Origin of the sequence: Pseudodesulfovibrio thermohalotolerans (assembly GCF_021353295.2) — a bacterium.
GTDB lineage: Bacteria > Desulfobacterota > Desulfovibrionia > Desulfovibrionales > Desulfovibrionaceae > Pseudodesulfovibrio > Pseudodesulfovibrio thermohalotolerans.
The window spans coordinates 135880-153828 of record NZ_CP120635.1; the positions used below are offsets into that span (position 1 = coordinate 135880).

At 64.5% G+C, this 17949-nt stretch carries 15 protein-coding genes; 5 read left to right on the forward strand and 10 right to left on the reverse strand.

Going from position 1 to position 17949, the window contains the following annotated elements; all coding sequences use genetic code 11:
• Window positions 1–3: 3 nt before the first annotated feature.
• Window positions 4–579 (reverse strand): DUF4390 domain-containing protein, encoded by a 576-nt coding sequence (locus tag LF599_RS00705; RefSeq protein WP_279521894.1) that lies wholly within the window; start codon window positions 577–579, stop codon window positions 4–6.
• Between the two features lie 114 nt (window positions 580–693).
• On the opposite strand from LF599_RS00705, the gene LF599_RS00710 reads away from it, so the two are divergent.
• Window positions 694–1578: a universal stress protein gene (locus tag LF599_RS00710; RefSeq protein ID WP_279521895.1), complete on the forward strand. Its 885-nt coding sequence runs from the start codon at window positions 694–696 to the stop codon at window positions 1576–1578.
• Window positions 1579–1692: 114 nt separating this feature from the next.
• Here the strand turns inward: LF599_RS00710 and LF599_RS00715 are convergent, their stop codons facing one another.
• Entirely contained in the window at window positions 1693–2331 is a 639-nt protein-coding gene (locus tag LF599_RS00715) for a peroxiredoxin (protein WP_269940759.1), read from the reverse strand.
• A 216-nt stretch (window positions 2332–2547) separates the two neighbouring features.
• On the opposite strand from LF599_RS00715, the gene LF599_RS00720 reads away from it, so the two are divergent.
• Window positions 2548–5457 (forward strand): insulinase family protein, encoded by a 2910-nt coding sequence (locus LF599_RS00720; protein WP_279521896.1) that lies wholly within the window; start codon window positions 2548–2550, stop codon window positions 5455–5457.
• Between the two features lie 137 nt (window positions 5458–5594).
• On the opposite strand, the gene LF599_RS00725 is transcribed toward LF599_RS00720, so the two are convergent.
• The 7 genes from LF599_RS00725 to LF599_RS00755 form a co-directional block, all read right to left on the reverse strand.
• Window positions 5595–6824, reverse strand: coding sequence for a glycosyltransferase family 2 protein (locus LF599_RS00725; protein WP_279521897.1), 1230 nt, complete (start codon window positions 6822–6824; stop codon window positions 5595–5597).
• Window positions 6825–6831: 7 nt separating this feature from the next.
• Complete coding sequence (locus tag LF599_RS00730) at window positions 6832–7548, reverse strand: class I SAM-dependent methyltransferase (RefSeq protein WP_279521898.1); 717 nt, start codon at window positions 7546–7548, stop codon at window positions 6832–6834.
• Between the two features lie 171 nt (window positions 7549–7719).
• Complete coding sequence (locus tag LF599_RS00735) at window positions 7720–8265, reverse strand: MarR family winged helix-turn-helix transcriptional regulator (RefSeq protein WP_279521899.1); 546 nt, start codon at window positions 8263–8265, stop codon at window positions 7720–7722.
• Window position 8266: 1 nt separating this feature from the next.
• Complete coding sequence (locus tag LF599_RS00740; RefSeq protein WP_279521900.1) at window positions 8267–8782, reverse strand: hypothetical protein; 516 nt, start codon at window positions 8780–8782, stop codon at window positions 8267–8269.
• 216 nt (window positions 8783–8998) lie between these two features.
• On the reverse strand, window positions 8999–10402 hold the full coding sequence (locus LF599_RS00745; RefSeq protein WP_279521901.1) for a sigma-54-dependent transcriptional regulator: 1404 nt from the start codon (window positions 10400–10402) through the stop codon (window positions 8999–9001).
• An 88-nt stretch (window positions 10403–10490) separates the two neighbouring features.
• Window positions 10491–11654, reverse strand: a complete 1164-nt coding sequence (locus tag LF599_RS00750) for an NAD(P)/FAD-dependent oxidoreductase (RefSeq protein ID WP_279521902.1) — start codon at window positions 11652–11654, stop codon at window positions 10491–10493.
• Window positions 11655–11679: 25 nt separating this feature from the next.
• Complete coding sequence (locus LF599_RS00755) at window positions 11680–12165, reverse strand: hypothetical protein (protein WP_279521903.1); 486 nt, start codon at window positions 12163–12165, stop codon at window positions 11680–11682.
• Between the two features lie 149 nt (window positions 12166–12314).
• On the opposite strand from LF599_RS00755, the gene LF599_RS00760 reads away from it, so the two are divergent.
• Window positions 12315–14096, forward strand: coding sequence for a motility associated factor glycosyltransferase family protein (locus tag LF599_RS00760; RefSeq protein WP_279521904.1), 1782 nt, complete (start codon window positions 12315–12317; stop codon window positions 14094–14096).
• On the opposite strand, the gene LF599_RS00765 is transcribed toward LF599_RS00760, so the two are convergent.
• Entirely contained in the window at window positions 14093–15751 is a 1659-nt protein-coding gene (locus tag LF599_RS00765; RefSeq protein ID WP_269940771.1) for an NAD+ synthase, read from the reverse strand. The two genes, LF599_RS00760 and LF599_RS00765, sit on opposite strands and share 4 nt — an antisense overlap.
• A 100-nt stretch (window positions 15752–15851) precedes the next feature.
• Between LF599_RS00765 and LF599_RS00770 the strand changes: the two genes are divergently transcribed.
• Window positions 15852–16880 (forward strand): elongator complex protein 3, encoded by a 1029-nt coding sequence (locus tag LF599_RS00770; RefSeq protein WP_279521905.1) that lies wholly within the window; start codon window positions 15852–15854, stop codon window positions 16878–16880.
• A 139-nt stretch (window positions 16881–17019) separates the two neighbouring features.
• Window positions 17020–17829 carry a glycosyltransferase family 2 protein gene (locus tag LF599_RS00775; RefSeq protein ID WP_269940772.1) on the forward strand — a complete coding sequence of 270 codons (810 nt, stop codon included), beginning with the start codon at window positions 17020–17022 and terminating at the stop codon, window positions 17827–17829.
• The last annotated feature ends 120 nt before the right edge of the window (window positions 17830–17949 follow it).

Genomic DNA, 17949 nt, shown 5'->3' on the forward strand with positions numbered 1-17949 from the left:
CTCCTAGAAGGTGAAGTCCAGCTGGAAGGCGTTGTCGGCCCCGGCGTCCCAGGACCAGAAATAGATGAAGCGCATGAACCCCTCGGGGGCTCCTTCCTCGTTCATGGAGGTATGCAGGCGTAGCGAGTATTTTTTCCCTTTGTCCAGCAATGCCCAGGACCCCAGGGATGCCTGGATGGTTCCCCATCCGTCGTCCAGCAGCTTGCCCAGGTCCCGGTTGCGCAGGGGGGTGTCCCTGGCGGGCAGGGTCATGACGAATTCCCTGGTCAGCGGGTCGAAACTCAACCGGCTCTTGAAATGGACTTCGGAAATCTTTCTGTCCAGCCAGTAGTCGCTCGGTTCCAGCAGGTTGACCTCGCACTTGAGGACCAGGACGGCTCCTTCCTCCAGCTCCCCTTTGAGGATCGGCTTTTCCTCGACCACGATGCCGAAGAGCGCGGTGAGCCGCCCGTGCACGTTGGCCAGGGTCGGGGCCACCAGGCTGAGGCTCTGGGCAAGGGCGTCGCCGGCCATGAGGAGGGCGGTCAGGAGGATGAAGGCCGGGAGCAATCCGGCCCGAAGGCTGTCATGGGTGCGCATTATCCTTGAGGATGTATCAGCACCCGTTTTAAAGAACAAGTGCCCAGGCCTTGTCTTTTCCCGCGCGGGCGCGTTATGGCTTGGACAGGAATCCATTCGCCAAAGGAGTTTCCCGTGCAGAAAGAATTGCTCCTCGCCATCGGCGACGACCGCGCCGCCTCCTACAACCTTCGGTTTATCAAGGACGTTTTCACTTCGTTTTGCGATCTCAAGCTGACCTTGTTCTATGCGGCCCCGCGTTCGGCGCTGTGGGACCGGCTGGACGCCGGGATGCCTCCTTCCGAGGCGGCCGTGGACGAGATCGTGGCTCACAAAAAGGGCAAGGGCAAGAAGGCGTTGCAGGACGCCGAGCGGTGGATCACGGACATCGCCGGGTGCGACGGGTCCAACGTGCGCACCAAGGTTGTCCATTCACGGAAGGGCACGGCCTGCGAACTCGTGGCCGAGGCCCGCGAAGGGCTGTACGACGCCCTCGTTCTCGGCCGCAAGGGATTCACCTGGTTCGAGGAGGTGTTCGAAAACTCCGTGTGCCACGAGCTTCTCTGGCAAGACATCGATTTTCCCATCTGGGTCTGCAAGCGGCCGTCCCAAAAATCGCGCAGCAATATTCTCCTTTGCCTGGACGGCTCGGACGCCTCCCTGCGCATGGCCGATCACGCGGGGTACATGCTTGCCGACGAGCCGCGCCACTCCTTCACGCTTTTTCATGTGGCCCAGAAGGGATACGGCGACGCCGGGGCCGCGCGCATTTTCGACGAGGCCCTGGCCATCCTGGCCGAGCACGGCGTGCCGGACGAGCGCATCGAGATCAAGATGGTCACCGGGCGTAATCCGGTCAAGGCCATCCTCAAGGAGGCCGGGGCGGGGCGGTATGCGGCCGTTGCCGTGGGCCGACGCGGCGTGGGCAGCCAGACCCGGATGGAGCATCTTTTCCCCAGCTCCGTGTGCGTCAATCTCTTGCGCCAGTTGCAGGAGACCGCGCTGTGGATCAGCAAATAGGGGAGTGAGACCGGGAACAGGTTCTTCCGCGCATGAAAAAATACGCCCCCGTCGGACCATCCGGCGGGGGCGTTTCATGCAACAGGCGAAGCGAGAGTGTGGGATCGCTGCCGTTTAGTCGATGTCGATAAGGGCTTCGTAGACCTTGCCGACCATTTCGTCGTTGGGGGTCAGGGTCTTGCCGCCGGGGGTCCACTTGGCCGGGCAAACCTCGGCGGGGTGGTCGATGAGGTAGGTGTTGGCCTCAACCTTGCGGACCAGCTCGTCGGCGTTGCGGCCCACGTTGTAGAAATTGATCTCGGAGGAGACGAGCACGCCCTCGGGGTTGATGACGAAGGTGCCGCGCAGGGCCAGTCCGGTCTCATAGTCCCAGACGTCGAAGAAGCGGGAGACCTCGCCGGTGGGATCGGCAGCCATCTTGAATTTGACGTTCTCCAGCATCCGTTCGTCGGCCCTCCAGGCCATGTGCGAGAATTTGGTGTCCGTGGACACGGAGACCACCTCCGCGCCGAGCTTTTTCAGGTCCTCGTGGCGCGAGGCCAGGTCGGCGAGTTCGGTGGGGCAGACAAAGGTGAAGTCCGCCGGATAGAAAAACAGGATGGTCCATTTGCCTTCCTTGCGCAGGGCGCCGAGGTCCACCTCGGTGAAGCCGCCCTCGGTCGGATCGAAGGCCTCCATCTTGAACTCGGGCACGGGCTGGCCCACTTTGGCGAAATCAGGCATGGTGTCGGCGGTATCAAATTCATTGCTCATATCGGGATTCCTCTTGTTTTTTGGGTGTCGTTATTGTTGTAGGAATGATTACCGTTTTCAATAAACTAAATTCGACCGGGCCCGGCGTCAAGATTTTTTTGCCTTTTTCTCCGCTTTGCCCGCCGGGGCGCGGTAGTGTATACCGGGGCTTCCCGCGGGGCCGTCCGGTTCGGACGTCCTGCGCATGAACGATAAAAAAAGGAAAAGAGAGCGCATATGACTTTCGGCTTCACCAAGATACGGGAAATGGAAATCGCGGAGCTGGCCAGCACGGCCGTGGTCTACCGCCACGACAAGACCGGGGCGCGCGTCCTGTCCATGATGAACGACGACGAGAACAAGGTCTTCGGCATTTCGTTCCGCACGCCGCCCGAGGATTCCACGGGCGTGGCTCACATCCTGGAGCATTCGGTGCTCTGCGGCTCGGACAGGTACCCGGTGAAGGAGCCGTTCGTCGAGCTGCTCAAGGGCTCGCTCCAGACCTTCCTGAACGCCCTGACCTTCCCGGACAAGACCTGCTATCCCGTGGCCTCGGCCAACGTGCAGGACTTCTACAACCTTATCGACGTCTATCTCGACGCGGTCTTCCACCCCCGGTTGACCGAGAACACCCTCAAGCAGGAGGGATGGCACTACGAGCTGGAGTCGTCCGAGCGGGACATGACCTACAGGGGCGTGGTCTTCAACGAGATGAAGGGCGCGTATTCCTCGCCCGACTCCCAGCTCTATGAGCATTCCCAGCAATCCCTTTTCCCGGACACCACCTACGGCCTGGATTCGGGCGGTGATCCGGCGGTCATCCCGGACCTGACCTTCGAGCGGTTCATGGCCTTCCACCGCGACCACTATCATCCGTCCAACGCCTACGCCTTCTTCTACGGCGACGACGACCCGGAAAAGCGGCTTGAGATTTTGGACAAGGTTTTCTCGGAATACGACCCCATCGACGTGGCCTCCACCCGCATCCCCCTGCAGGAGCGGTTCACCGAGGCCCGGGCGGTGCGCAAGGGGTACCCGGCTTCGGACAGGCTGGCCAAGGGCATGTTCACGGTGAACTGGCTGCTGGCCGAGACTGCGGACGCCAACCTGAACCTGGCTTTGCACATCCTTGAGCACATCCTCATCGGGCTTCCCAGCTCGCCCCTCAAAAAAGCCCTGACCGATTCGGGCCTGGGCGACGACCTCGCGGGCGTGGGGCTTGAGGCCGACATGCGCCAGATGTTCTTCTCCGTGGGTCTCAAGGGGATGCATCCGTCCAACGCCATCAAGGTGGAGTCCATCATCTTCCACACCATCAAGGAACTGGTGGAGAACGGCATCGACGCGCGCGACATAGAGGCCGCCGTCAACTCCGTGGAATTCTCCCTGCGCGAGAACAACACCGGCTCGTACCCGCGCGGCCTGTCCCTCATGTTCCAGGCCCTTTCCACCTGGCTTTACGACGATGGGGAGGGCGAGGGCGATCCCCTGGCCCTGCTGCCCTTCGAGAAGCCGCTTGAAAACATCAAGACGTGGATTGCCAACGGCGACAAGATATTCGAAGAGCTGCTGGCCCGGCTGTTCCTGCACAATCCGCATCGGACCACCGTGCTTCTGGAACCGGACCACAAGCTCGCCCGGTCCCAGGCCAAGGCCGAATCCGACCGGCTCAAGGCGGCCAAGGACGCCATGACCCCGGAGCAGGTCCAGGCGGTCATGGCCGAGGCCGCCGAGCTCAAGCGGCTCCAGGCCGCGCCCGATTCGCCCGAGGCTCTCAGGACCATTCCCCGCCTTTCCGTGGCCGATTTGCCCGCCGAAAACCGGCCCATTCCGTCCGAGGTTCGCGAGCTCAAGGGCCGCAAGCTGCTCTTCCACGGCCTGCCGACCAACGGCATCGCCTACCTCGACTTCGGCTTCGATCTGTCCGTCATTCCCGACGATCTGCTGCCCTACGCGGGTGTCTTCGGCCGAGCCCTGACCGAGTCCGGAACGGCCAAGCGCGACTATGTGGACCTCTCTCAGCGCATCGCCCGGACCTCCGGCGGCATCTGGGCCCAGCCCTTCGCCTCGCCCGTGCGTGATTCGGCTGAAGCCTCGGCATGGCTTTTCCTGCGCACCAAGGCCACGGGCGACCGCATCGCGCCCACCTGCGAAATCGTCGCCGAAATCCTGACCTCGGCGCAGCTCGACAACAAGGAGCGCATCTCCCGCATCGTGGCCGAGGCCCGTGCCAGGGCCGAGCAGCGGCTCGTGCCGTCCGGCCACATGGTCGTGGCCACCCGCCTGCGCGCCGGAACCCACGCGGCCCACGCCATGGACGAGGCCATGACCGGCCTGACCAACCTGCTGTTCCTTCGCGATTTGGAGAAGCGCGTCGAAGAGGATTTCCGCAAGGTGGCCAAGGACCTGGAACGGTTCCGCCGCCTGCTTCTCAACCGCGATACAGCGATCGTCAACGCTACCATGGACGCTGATCTCTTCGCCCTGGCCGAGCCCGAGGCGGCGGCCGTCTTAGAGGCCCTGCCCGGTGACGGCCCGGTCCGCGCCGAGCGCGCGCTTCCCGATCTTCCGGCCCGCGAAGGCCTCGCCATCCCCGCCCAGGTCAACTACGTGGGCAAGGGATGCGGCCTCGAAGGGAGCGGCATCGAACTTACCGGAGCGGCGCAGGTCGTCAACAAGCTCATCCGCACCGGCTATCTTTGGGAAAAGGTCCGGGTCCAGGGCGGAGCCTACGGCGCATTCTGCATCATGGACCGTCTCGCCGGGGCGTTGGCCTTTGTTTCCTACCGCGACCCCAACGTCGCCGACACGGTCAAGGCTTTCGACAACCTGGCCGGTTACCTTGAAACCGTGCATATCGACGCCGACGAACTGGAAAAGTCCATCATCGGCGCAATCGGCGAAATCGACGCCTATCAACTGCCCGACGCCAAGGGCTTCACCGCCCTCGGACGTTATCTGACCGGCCAGGATGACGAGTACCTGCAAACCGTCCGCGAACAGGCCCTGGCCACCACGGAAAAAGACTTCCGCCAACTCGCGGAAGCCGTGCGCGTCGTGGCGGAAAAGGGCCGCATCTGCGTGCTCGGCGACGCCCTGGCCATGGAGAACAGCGGTCTCGGGCTGGCTATCGAGCAGGTGTTGTAGCAGAGCCTTTAGCGGCCGGGGGAAGGGAAGGAAAACCCCTTCCCCCGGCACCGCATCCATTCTTTTCCCCGAACTTTTTGTGTGTCTTCGGCAGGGGGGAGAAAGTGAAAACGTCGCGTTTGCGGCGTTTTTTGTTTTTAGGCGAACCGGTTGCGCAACGCGGCCCGCATTGCCGGGTGTCGCGTGAACTCGGCCAGGGCTTGGGTTTTGCGGGCCAGGGCGTTCCGGTCGGCGAGGACGCGGCGGACGTTGGCGAGCAGGGCCTTGTAGCGGTCCGCCATGGAAGCGGACCCGGCCTGGCGCAGAACGCGCTCGCAGTCCCGGTAGGCGTCGGGGCCGGGGCAGAGGAGGGTGCGGAGGTAGGCCACGGGCGCGGCCTCGGCCGGTCTCGCCTGGGCTTCGAGACGGCGGACCAGGGCCTTGTAGCCGGTATCCCACAGCGGTTCGCGTTCGAGAAGATCGCGCAGGACGGTCTCGTCGGCATCGCTGAATTCCCGGTCAAGTTCGCGGGTCCGTGATTCGGGGAGGCGGACGATGAGATCCAGCCACGGGGTGAAGCCCGGTTCGAAACCGTCGGCCAGGATCAGGTCGCAGAGGTCCTCCCCGGCGTCGCGGCAGCGGGACCGGAGCAGGCGGAGGTTGGCCGATTCGTGGTCGAAGCGGCCTTCGGTGCCGTGGGCGCTGTGAATGACCACGCTTTCCGGGATGACCGAGAAGTGGCCGCCCCGCCGGTTGATGCGGCAGCAGAGGTCCACGTCCTCCATGCCGTTGACGAAGCCCTCGAAGAAACCGTTTTCGGCCTTGAAGAGCGCGGCGGGCATGAGCAGGGCCGCTGCGGTGACGACGCGGAGTTTGCGCTGTTTCATGACCGCCGGATGGGAGCGGGGAAAATATTCGTAGAGGTGGCGGAACTCCATGTTCGCGGAGGTGGCGATGCCCAGGTGCTGGACGCGGTCCGAGCGCACGGAGCGGTCGTCCGGGAATAGGAGCAGGGGGCCGACACCGGCCATGCGCGGGTCCGATTTGAGGGCGTCGAGCAGGGGCGGCAGCCAGTTTTCCGTGACCGTGGTGTCGTTGTTCAAAAAGAGGAGCAGGTCGGCGGAGCTGGCCCTTGCGCCCGCGTTGCAGGCCTTGGCAAAGCCGAGGTTTTGTTCGAGCCGGTGGTGGACGAAGCGGTCGCCGAACAGCGACCGGCCCAGGGCGGGCGCAGCCTCGGCCGTGCCGTCGGTGGAGCCGTTGTCGGCCAGGATCACCTGGAACCCGTCGCCGGGGGTATGCTCGGCCAGTGAGCGGAGACAGCATTCGGTCAGTTGCCAGCCGTTCCAGGCCGGGATGACGATGGACAGGGAAAAACGGGGTTCGGTCATGTGCGGGTCAGCCCATTTCGGGCTCGGACTTCCAGGCGAAGAGCGGGGTGAGCGGCTTCATGTTGACGAAATCAACGCGCACGGCCACGAACGCACCCAGGGCCGGGGGCAGGAAGCGGGCGTTGATCTGATTGGAGATGCCGGTGGACTTCCAGGTCTTCATGGGACCGGCCAGGGCCGAGCGGGCCACGGTGGGCCGGAAGTCAGTGGTTTCGTGGATGAGGTCCTGCATCTCGCACCATGTGAACCAGCGGGCTTTGCTCAGGGAGGAGCCGGTGCCGCGCACGTTCATGCAGTAGTACAGGGAGTTCTTGTTCAGGAAACCGATGAGCAGCCCCTTTTCGGCCACGCGGGCGGCCTCGGCCAGCATGGCTTCGGGGTCTTCGGTGAATTCGAGCACGGACCAGAGCAGGGCGTAGTCGAACTCGTTGTCGGAGTAGCCCGTATGCTCGCCGTTCCCCACGCTCAACTCGGCCCGGCTGCCGAAGCGCTTGCGCGCGGCCAGGATCATCTCCTGCGACTTGTCGATGCCGGTCACGTCCAGGCCCATCTGATACAGCGGCTCCAAGAACAGGCCGGTGCCGCAGCCGATATCCAGGAGCTTGTGCTTGCGCCGTGGCCATCCGGCCAGCATCGCCTGCAACAGTTGCACCTCCCGGTCCAGGGCGTAGCGCCCCTCGGGGGTGTCGAACCATGCTTCGTATCTGTCCGGGTCCCAGGTCATATCGGCGTCCTTGCTTGTTTCGTCCTTTCCCCAAAAGTATGACCATCATGGCCCCCTCTGTAAATAGGGGGTTGGGGAAAGTTGGACGAAACAAACGAGAGCCCGTCCGCGTCCCGCATGGGAACCGGGTCGGGACGTCCGCTCGATGACTGTGTGAATGGATCGGCTCGCCTAGCCTCTTCCGCGCCGTCCGCCCGGGCCGTTGCCGAATCCGCGCCCGCGTCCGAAGCCGTTTCCGCGCCCGCCTCGTCCGCCGCGCCCACCCGGGCCGAAGCCGCGTCCGGGGCCGCCGCTCATGGGGTCTTCCCTGAGGGAGGCCACGAGCTTGCCGAGGATGGTGCGCAACTGTTCGCGCTCCTCGTCGTCCAGGCAGTCGAATTGGCCGTCCGCGCCGCCGTCGTCCCGGGCGAGGGCTCTGGCCTCGTCCGTGGGGGAAATAATGAAACTGCGCCGATCATCCTCGTTGCGTTCCCGGAGAATCAGCCCCCGGTCTTCGAGTTTGCGCAGCAGTTCGCTCAGGGACGAGGAACGCACGTCGAGGATTTCCAGAAGCTCCCCCTGGGGCATGGGGCCATTTTCGAGCAGGAGGGACAGAACCCGCTGCTGGGCGTGGTGCGCCTGGTCGAGACCGTGACAGACGCGGGCCATGAGCCGGGAGGCCAGGCGGAAAAGCCCGGCCAGCTCGGCGTTGTTCACAGGTTTGGCGGGAGAGGTCATGCTAGCCCATCCTCGCCGCGTAGGCCTGGCCGCGAGGGCAGGCCGGGGCACTCAGGGGGCAGTGCTGGTCGCACAGGGGGCAGACTCCGGCATCCGGCCCTAAGCCGTCGGCGGGCCCGGTGTTCATGGAGGACTGAAACGCGCCGCCCCTGCCGGGCTGGAATTTGTTCATTCCCATGCCGCACGGTCCGCGCCCCATCCGGCCCTGGCCGAAATCGTTGAACCGGCCACCGGCCTGTCCGAATCTCTGGCCGTAGCCCTGCCCGGCAAAACCCTGTCCTGCGCCCTGACCAAAGCCCTGCCTCGCGCCCTGACCAAAGCCCTGCCTCGCGCTCTGGCCAAAGCCCTGTCCGCCGCCACCTTGTCCGGACCGTCTGAAGCCTTTGCCCCGCCGGTTGCCGAATCCTCCGCCGAAGCCGCCGCCGGGTCCGGCGCATCCGCGTTGGCCCCGGCCTTGTCCACGGTTGCCTCGTCCGTTGCCTCTGCCGAAATCGAAATCATTGTTCCAACCAAACATGGTGTTTCTCCTTTGTTTGCAGGTAGGTCGCAAACTTTGTAGGTACCTTCCCTTTAACGCCGAGTATAGCGACCCGTTTCGGTCTGTCAAGATGAAAAGGTACCTTCCTATTTGAAAGGCGCGGATGCGGGCGGGCTTTGTCAGTAATATGAAGATGATGTCCCGGCGAAAAAAAAGTGGGGCGGCACAAGTCACCCTGAGGCGAAAGCGGGCGGCTCAGTCCGTCTGGATGTTGTAAGCCTTGAGTTTTCGGTAAAGGGAACTGCGTTCGAGTCCGATGGCCTTGGCGAGCTGCGAGATGTTGCCGTCGAACTCCCTGAGCTTGGCTTCCAGGAAGCGGGCCTCGAAGTCGGCGCGGGCCTGTTTGAGATCGGCCGGGCCCTGGTTGATGAGGTCGTCCAGGCCGCCGTTTTCTGTGGCGGGCCGCGCATTCCGCGCCGGTGCGTTCGGGGCGGGCTTGAATTCCGGGGGCAGCCGGTCCGGGGTGACGGTTTCCCCCGCGTACATGATGAACATGCGTTCCACAAAATTTTTGAGTTCGCGGACATTGCCCGGCCACGAGTACTGCTTGAGCACGGCGACGGCTTTGGGCGCGAACGCGATGGGCTTGAAGCCGTGCTGGCGGACCAGGGTGTTCACGAAGTCGTTGATGAGCAGGGGGATGTCTTCGGTGCGGTCGCGCAAAGGCGGCAGCTCCAGGGGGAAGACCTTGAGTCGGTAGTAGAGGTCCTCGCGGAAATTCCCGGCCTCGATCTCTCTGGCCAGGTCCTTGTTGGTGGCCGCGATGACGCGCACGTCCACCTTGATGGTCTTGCGTCCGCCCACGTGTTCGAAGGCCTGTTCCTGAAGAATGCGCAGTATCTTGGCCTGGGTCTTGAGGCTCATGTCGCCGATCTCGTCCAGGAACAGGGTGGACCCGTCGGCCAATTCGAACTTGCCCTCCTGGGCCTTGTTCGCGCCGGTGAAGGCCCCTTTTTCGTGGCCGAAAAGTTCCGATTCGATGAGATCCTCGGGGATGGCCGCGCAGTTGACCGCCACCATGGGGCGTTCGGCCCGCGACGACTGCTCGTGGATGGACCGGGCCACGATCTCCTTGCCAGTGCCGTTCTCGCCGGTGATGAGCACCCAGGATTCGGTGGGGGCGACGCGGCCGATGACCTCCCTGAGGGAGGAGATGGGCGAGGACTCGCCGGTCAGGGTGACGGGCTGCTCCGAGGAAATGCGCGTCTTGAGGGCCTGGTTTTCCTGGCGCAGACGGGAGAATTCCAGGCCGTTGCGAGCCGAGACCACGACCTTTTCCAGGGAGAGCGGCTTTTCGATGAAGTCGAAGGCTCCCTCCTTCAACGCCTTGACCGCGGTTTCGATGGTCCCGTGGCCCGAGATCATTATCACGGGCAGTCCCTCGTAATCGCGGGAGATGATTCCCAGGCACTCCAGACCGTCCATGCCGGGCAGCCAGATGTCGAGAAAGACCAGGTCCGGGATGTCGATGCCGAGCAGTTCCAGGCCCTGCTCGCCGGATTCGGCCTCCTCCACGGAGAAGCCCTCGTCCTCAAGGATGCCGCGCAGGGAGAGGCGGATGGACTCTTCGTCGTCGATAATCAGGATTTTTGCGGCCATGGCTGCTCCCTTGCAAGGTGGTGGGGATACGGTTGCGCCTTCCCCTAGTATAGATGACCCGGCCCGATGATTCAAGCCGGTCCCGGCGTTACGCGCGCGATGTCGGGAAATCCCAGGTCTTTTTTCGGAGCCAGTTGTAGGACCGCTTGCCGTGGACCATGTCGCCGAGCGGTCCCGCGCCGAGGTTGATGAACCGGCGGATGGTCCCGGCGCCGAACCATCGCATGGCCCGGAAGAGGATCCAGCGCAGCCTGTCCGATCCGTTGAGCTCGGGGAGGATCATGCGGTGGAGCCTCTCGGTGTAGGCGGCGCAGGCGTCGTCGCCACCGGCGAGCGCGTCGGCCACGGCCTGGCCCGCGTACATGCCCGTGCACATGGCGAAGAAGATGCCTTCTCCGAAGAGCGGTTCCACGAATCCGCCCGCGTCACCCGCGAGCAGGGCGCGGCCGTGCACCGGATCGTGCAGGTAGCTGCCGTAGGGCAGGGGGTGGCCCCGCTGACAGGAGAGCGCGTCCGGTGCCACGCCGAGCGCGTCGAGATAGGCCCGGAACAGTTTGGCGAAGTGGGTGTCCCGGTCGCGCAGTCCGCAGATGCCCAGAAGCACGTTTACTCCGTTGGGAAAGACCCAGCCGTAGCCCGCGTCCAGAAAGCCGATGTAGAGGATCGGAGCGTTCACCGGGACAGGGAAGTCCCGGGCCGGAATCTTGACCTCGATGGTCGCGGCCGTGAGCCGCCGCATACGGTGCGGGTCCACCTCCGGGAAGGAGGCGCGCACCACCGAGTGCGCCCCGTCCGCGCCGATGACGTATTTCCCCCGGAAGGTGTCGCCGCTTTTGAGGAGCACCTCGCCGCTGTCCGGGTCGCAGCCCGCCACTTCGGCATTCTCGAAGATCGTGGCCCCGGCGCGGCGCGCGTGTTCCAGCAGTCTGGAATCCAGCTCGGTTCGGTCGACGAAGTGGAAGGGGTAGGAAAGCTTTCCGTCGGCCAGGTCGGCGGAGAAGGTGCGGATGGAGTAGCGGTCCGACATGTCCCGGACGATCCCGGCTTCGCCCAGCGACCGGGGCGTTTCGCCGAACAGGGCGTCCAGGAGCTGCACGGATTTCCACGTGAGCAGCCCGCCGCAGAGCTTGGTGCGGGGAAAGGAGGCCTTGTCGAGAACCGCCACGGAGCGGCCCTGCCGGGCCAGAGTCAGGGCGGCTGCGCTGCCCGCCAGCGATCCGCCGCAGACGATGGTGTCGAAGGTCTTGTTCATGTCGTTCGCGTACCCGGGGAGGCGATCACATGGTGTTAATCATGGATGAGGGGTTGCGCCCCTCTTTCTTCATCTTCTGGTAGGCGCGCAGGTCCTTGTCCAGCTTGTTCAGCAGGCCGGCCACCAGATCGCGTCTGGCGGCGCGCCGCGCCGGGGTGGAAAAGGTGAACCCGTCGGCCAGGGCCACGTGAAGCTCATAGACGATATCCGTGGAGGGCGTGACCTCGCGGTAGCTGTCCTGGGGCGAGGCATTGATCTTGACCTCCCGGAAGAGGGTATTGCGCGCGCCGATGTATTTCAGGATGCGCGCGATCTCCCGGTCGGTGTAGTCCCTTTGCCCCAAGGCGCCGGCGAATTTGAGCTTCTTGGCAGCGGTGTTGGAGAACACGGATTCGCCCTTGCGGACGATGTCGAGGTTGAAGAAGACATAGACGACGGCCGCCGCTGCCAGGATCAGGAGAATGTTCCTGGCCCATTCGGTCGATTTGTCGCGCCGTCGCTTCCCGTTCATGCGTTTCCCCCTGAAAAGCCGTGTTTCGCGTGGAACCGTATACTATGAAATTCCGGAAGAAAAAAGCCTCGCCTGCCGTCAATGGCCGGAGAAGCCCGGTCGCCTTGACAAAAATATGGGCCGGGGCCAAGTTCCACAGTGGTGAAACCATGACCGAACCTATGGAGAACAGCCAGATAGCCGCCCTGGTGGAGTTGGGCATCCTGTGCCGGGGGGAGCAGGTGGACCCGGTGGGGCCCGGCCATGCCGATCCCGGCCCGCACCGCTTTTCTGACCACGCCCAGTTGTGCCGTTTCGAGAATCCGGCCTTCCGCCGCCCGTTCGGCGACCGTTCGAAGGAGGCCTTTGCGCCTCTGCCGCCGGATACGACCATGGAGTCGGCCATCATGGCCACTCGTCTTGTGATTCTGCTCGGCGCGGCCGATTCTCCCGAGCTGCGCCTGGCGCTGGCCTCCCGGGCCACGGTGGTGGTCGTCTTCGAGCCGGACGAGCGCGTGCTCATTCAATTCCTGGAACGGTTCAAGCTGGCCGGGCTGAACCGGCCCAATCTGTTCTGTTTCACCGGCGACCCGCGCTCCTTCAATCCGCCGCTTCAGGAACTGCTGCCCGCCGACATGTTCCGCATGGGCGTTCCGGCCTTCTTCCTGACGGAACGGGTCCGAACCCTTTACGGCGAATGGGCCGGACGGGTTGTCGAGTATCTGGAGACCCTTCATTACCGTCACGCCATCTACGGGCTGTCCGGTCAGGCCCTGTCTCGCTCCCGCCCCCTGCGGAACATCCATCGGGGGCTGTTGTACGACCAGCAGGTTCATGCCTACGAGAACGTGCCCGACTATCTGAACGCGCCGCCCGTCTCGGCGTTGCGCAAGACGCTTTGCGGGACCGACGCCGTGCTGGTGGCCGCCGGGCCGGATCTGCCCGCCCGGTTCGACTATCTACGGCGGGTCCGGGACCGGGTCGCGATCATCTGCGTGAACAACGCGGTCAAACCGCTGGTCGAGGCCGGGATCAAGCCGCATTTCGTCGTCATCAACGACACCTCCATCGCCTCGGGCCAGGTCTTCAAGCATATCCCGAAGCTGCCCGAGACCATCCTGGTGGGCCACTGCCTTTCCGATCTGGGCGGCGACAGGTTCCGCCGGAAATACCTGTTCGGCTCGTTGCTGCCGCAATTATTCGGCCCCCGGGACGACCTGCGCCTGCACGGCTCGGTCATCTCCACGGCCTTTTCCCTGGCCCGGCTGCTCGGTTGTTCGCGCTGCGTGTTCATCGGCGCCCAGCTCGCTTCGGACAACCCCTGGAGCCTTGGTTATTCCAAGGGAACGCTGAAAAATTCGGCCGAGGCCGTCGAGCGGCCGCTGACCGATGCGTTCCCCCAGCTCGCGCCGGTGGACACGCCCTTCGGGGAACGGCTTTACACCACCCTCAACTTCCTGGACGCGGCCCTGTGGCTGACCGAGGAAATCCGGGTGTCCGGGGTGCGCTGCGTGAACACCTCCAGGGCAAGCATCCTCTATGGCGAGGGCATCGAATACGAGGACGAGCCGGAACCGCAGGGCGCGCCGCCGCTCATGAAGGATTTGTATCGGCCCGAGCCACCGAGGGTGGACCGCGCGGGCGCGGCCCGCTGGCTGCGCGGCGAAATCCGGCTGTGGTCCAGCGTGCGGGATGCGGCCCGGACCTTGCTGGCCGACGACAGCCCGGCCATGACGGCCAAGGGCATGGCCATCCTCGATCAGCTGGACGCCAACAACGTCACTTACCTGACGGAACGCCGCGAAGGGTTCTGGAACGAGCAGTTCTATAGGCTGGTCTTCGAGGGGGACGAAGCGGACCGCAGAAAAGGGCTGCGTCTTTATTTCCGCAACGTCTTCGCCATGAGCGGCGAGTTCCTCGGCCTGCTGAAGCGGGCTCTCGAATCCGTCTAGAGGTTGCGGCGGCAGGCCAGCGGCATACGCCAGCCCGTGCCGAACGAGCGCGGGGTGAGCTTGATGCCGGGCGCGGCCTGGCGGCGTTTGAACTCGGCGATCCGCACCAGGTTGAGGACCTTTCCGACCGTCTCCGCGTCAAAACCTTCCGCGATGATTTCCCGCCGGGATTTCTGGTGCTCCACGTGCAGGGCCAGGATGGCGTCCAGCACCGCGTAGTCGGGCAGGGAATCCTGATCCTTCTGGTCGGGCCTGAGCTCGGCGGACGGCGGCTTGGTGATGATCGCCTCGGGAATGTGCGGGGCCACCTCGGCATTGTACCACCTGGCCAGGTTGAAAACCCCGGTCTTGTCCACATCCGAGATGACCGCGAACCCGCCGGACATGTCTCCGTAAATGGTGCAGTAGCCCACGGCCAGCTCCGACTTGTTGCCCGTTGTCAGGAGCAGCGCGCCGTATTTGTTGGACAGGGCCATGAGCAGGTTGCCCCGGATGCGCGACTGGATGTTCTCCTCGGTCGTGTCCTCGGCATACCCCGCGAACGGTTCGGCAAGGGCCTCGTCGAACGCCCGCATGATCGGCTCGATGGGCAGGGTCAGGGTTTTCACCCCGAGATTTTTCGCCAACTCCAGGGAATCGTCGATTGAGCCCCGGCTTGAATAGGGCGAGGGCATGAGCACGCAGGTCACGTTCTCCGCGCCCAATGCTTCGGCGGCCACCACGGCGGTCACGGCCGAGTCGATGCCTCCCGAAAGCCCCACCAGGGCCGTGGAGAAGCCGCTCTTGCGTACATAGTCGCGGGTGCCCGCGACCAAGGCGTGCCATGTTTCGGATTCGCGGCTGAAATTGTCATTGGAAACGGTATTGGCCGCCGGATCGGCGGTGTCCACGATGAGCACATCCTCCTCGAATCCGGCGGCCCGCGCCAGGAGCTCGCCGTTCGGGGCGAAGGCGCAGGACCGGCCGTCGAAGACCAGATCGTCGTTGCCGCCCGTCTGGTTGGCGTAGACCAGGGGCACGGCGTATTTGCGGGCCACGGCCCCGAGCATGTCCTCGCGGAGCTGCTGCTTGCCCAGGAAGAGGGGCGAGGCGGACAGGTTGAGGATGATGTCCGGCGCGCCCGCGGCGGCCTCCTCAAGCGGATCGCGGGCATAGGTCCGGGCGTCCCAGTAGTCCTTGTCGTTCCAGGCGTCTTCGCAGATGGTCACGGCCAGGGTGTGGCCGTTGTGCCGGATGAGGTTGGCCTCCGGGTCCCCTGCCGGGGCGGGCTCGAAATAGCGCGCCTCGTCGAACACGTCGTAGGTGGGCAGGAGGGTCTTACGCACGGTCCGCCCGATCTCGCCGCCTTCGCACCACAAGGCGCAGTTGAAGACCGGCTTGCCCTGGCCCGTGCGGTTGCGTTCCACCGCCCCGAGGAGCAGGGGAGGGCAGTCGGCCAGCTCCCGGGCCAGCGTTTCGGCCCGCTCGCGGGCGCGGTCCACGAATCCGCCGTAGAGCAGGAGGTCGCGCGGCGGATAGCCGGTCAGGGCGAGTTCCGAGGTCAGGCAGAGTTCCGCGCCGAGGTCCTTGGCCCGGCGCGCGGCGGCCAGGATTCTGGCCGCGTTGCCGTCGAGATCGCCGACAATGGGATTGAGTTGCAGGACGCCTATTTTCATGGGGCCGTGATACGCCAAAGCCGGACGCCGGGCAACCGTTTCCCGGTCGGGTGACGGGGAATCTGTGGTCTGCCGGAGGGTTGTGGTGTAGGGTGCGGCCATGCCCGCACCGCTTGTCTTCGCCCATCCCGAACCCGCCCCCGCCTCCACGCGGGTCTGGCCCGTGTTCCTGCCTTTCGCGGGTTGTCCGCACCGCTGTTTGTTCTGCGCCCAGGACCGCCAGACCGGCCGGGACGGCGCGGCCCTGTCCCGTGTCCTGTCCGAACTCGACCACGATCTGGACGGGGCCCTGTCCGCTGGTCGCGGCCCGTACGAACTGGCCTTCTACGGCGGCACCTTCACGGCCCTGCCCGAGCCGTGGCCCGAAACCTTTCTCGCCCTGGCCGCCCGGTACAGGGAACGCGGCCTGATTACCCGCGTGCGTTGCTCCACCCGGCCCGACTGCACGGCTCCCGACGTCCTCGACCGTTGCCGCGCCCTGGGGCTGGACCTGGTGGAGCTGGGCATCCAGTCCTTTGACGACGCGGCGCTTGCCGCTTCCGGCCGGGGCTATGACGGAGACGCGGCCAGGCGCGGGTGCGAGCGGGTCGCGGAGAGCGGGCTCGCCCTTGGCGTGCAGCTCCTGCCCGGCCTGCCCGGCGACCGCGAGGGGCTTTTCCTTCAGGATGTGTGGGAGGCCGCCGCGTTCCGGCCCGAGACCGCCCGCCTCTATCCTTGTCTGGTCATCGAGGGCACGGCCCTGGCCGAGGCCTGGCGGCGGGGCGGATACGTTCCCTGGACCGTGGACCGTGCCAAGGCCGAGTTGGCCGAGGCGTTGCCGGTCCTGTGGGCGCGGGGCGTGCGGGTCATCCGCCTCGGGCTCGCGCCGGAGGGGACTTTGGCGGAATCCATTCTGGCCGGGCCGTGGCACCCGGCACTGGGCCAGTCGGCCCGCTCCCTGGCGCTTTTCGGGATCATCCGGGAACAGGTCGCCGCCCTGGGCCGTCCGCCCGTTTCCCTTATCGCGCCACGCCGCTACCAGGGAGAGTTCTTCGGCCAGGCCAACGAGCTGGCCCCGGCCTACGCCGCGCTCGGACTGCCCCGAAATGCGGTGCGCTTTGCCGACACGGCGAATTTTACCCTGGCATGAGTGTTGCGCGCAGGGCCGTGCCAGGACCACGGCGGGCGGGATTTATTGACAGCAAAGAAGCAAATCAACTACCCAAATGGAACACTTCGGCATGGTGCGGCGTATCCGTCCGGGCCGTCGACGAACCTTGGAGGGAACCATGGAAAAGATATCCGTCATCGTTCCGAGCTACAATCATGCCCAATACATAGAGGCGTGCCTGGACTCCATTCTCTTCCAGGACTACGGCGACATCGAGCTGATTATCGTGGACGATTGCTCCACCGATGATTCGCGCCGGGTCATTACAAACTACCTGGACGGGCTTGTCTGCGAGACCGCTTCCCATGCCGCGCGGTACAATGAACGGACGCGGACGGTGGAGCGGGACAGTTATGCCCGCTACCCCCAGGAAGGCCGCACCGTCAAAGCCATCTTCAACGAAAAGAACATGGGGTCCACATGGACCTATAACCGGGGATTCCGTGAGGCGACGGGAAAGTTCTGCACCTTTGTCGTCTCGGACGACATCTGCCATCCGCAGATGTTTTCCACCCTGGCGGCGCCGCTGGAGGCCGACGAGGCTGATTTTGTTTATGCGGATATGTTCGTGATCGACGACGCCCATCGAATCCTGCGCGAATTCAAATTGCCGGATTACGACTTCAAACGCAGCTTCGCGGATTGGTACCTTTGCGGCGTGGCCACCCTCTACAAACGCTCGCTGCATGAACGGTTCGGGTTTTACGACGAAAAAGCCAAAGCCGACGACCACGAATGCTATCTCCGCTTCGCCATGAACGGCGCGCGGTTCATGCACATCCCCAAGACCCTGTACAGCGTGCGTTCCCACCATGATCGAGAGGTTGGTCTGCATGCCCCCTCCGCCTTCAACAGCTTGCTGGCCTGCTCGGTCGAGCTGACCCTGAAAGCTCGCGCCTGGCTTAAGCGGCAAGCTCCTGTTCGCTGATCCGGCCATTGGTCGCCGTTTCCCCTCCCGGGGCAAAAAAATCAATAGGTGAGTGAACATTGGATCGTTTTTTGCAATTTTGTCTCCGCAGTACAATTTTCCGTCGCCGAGGCCGGAACG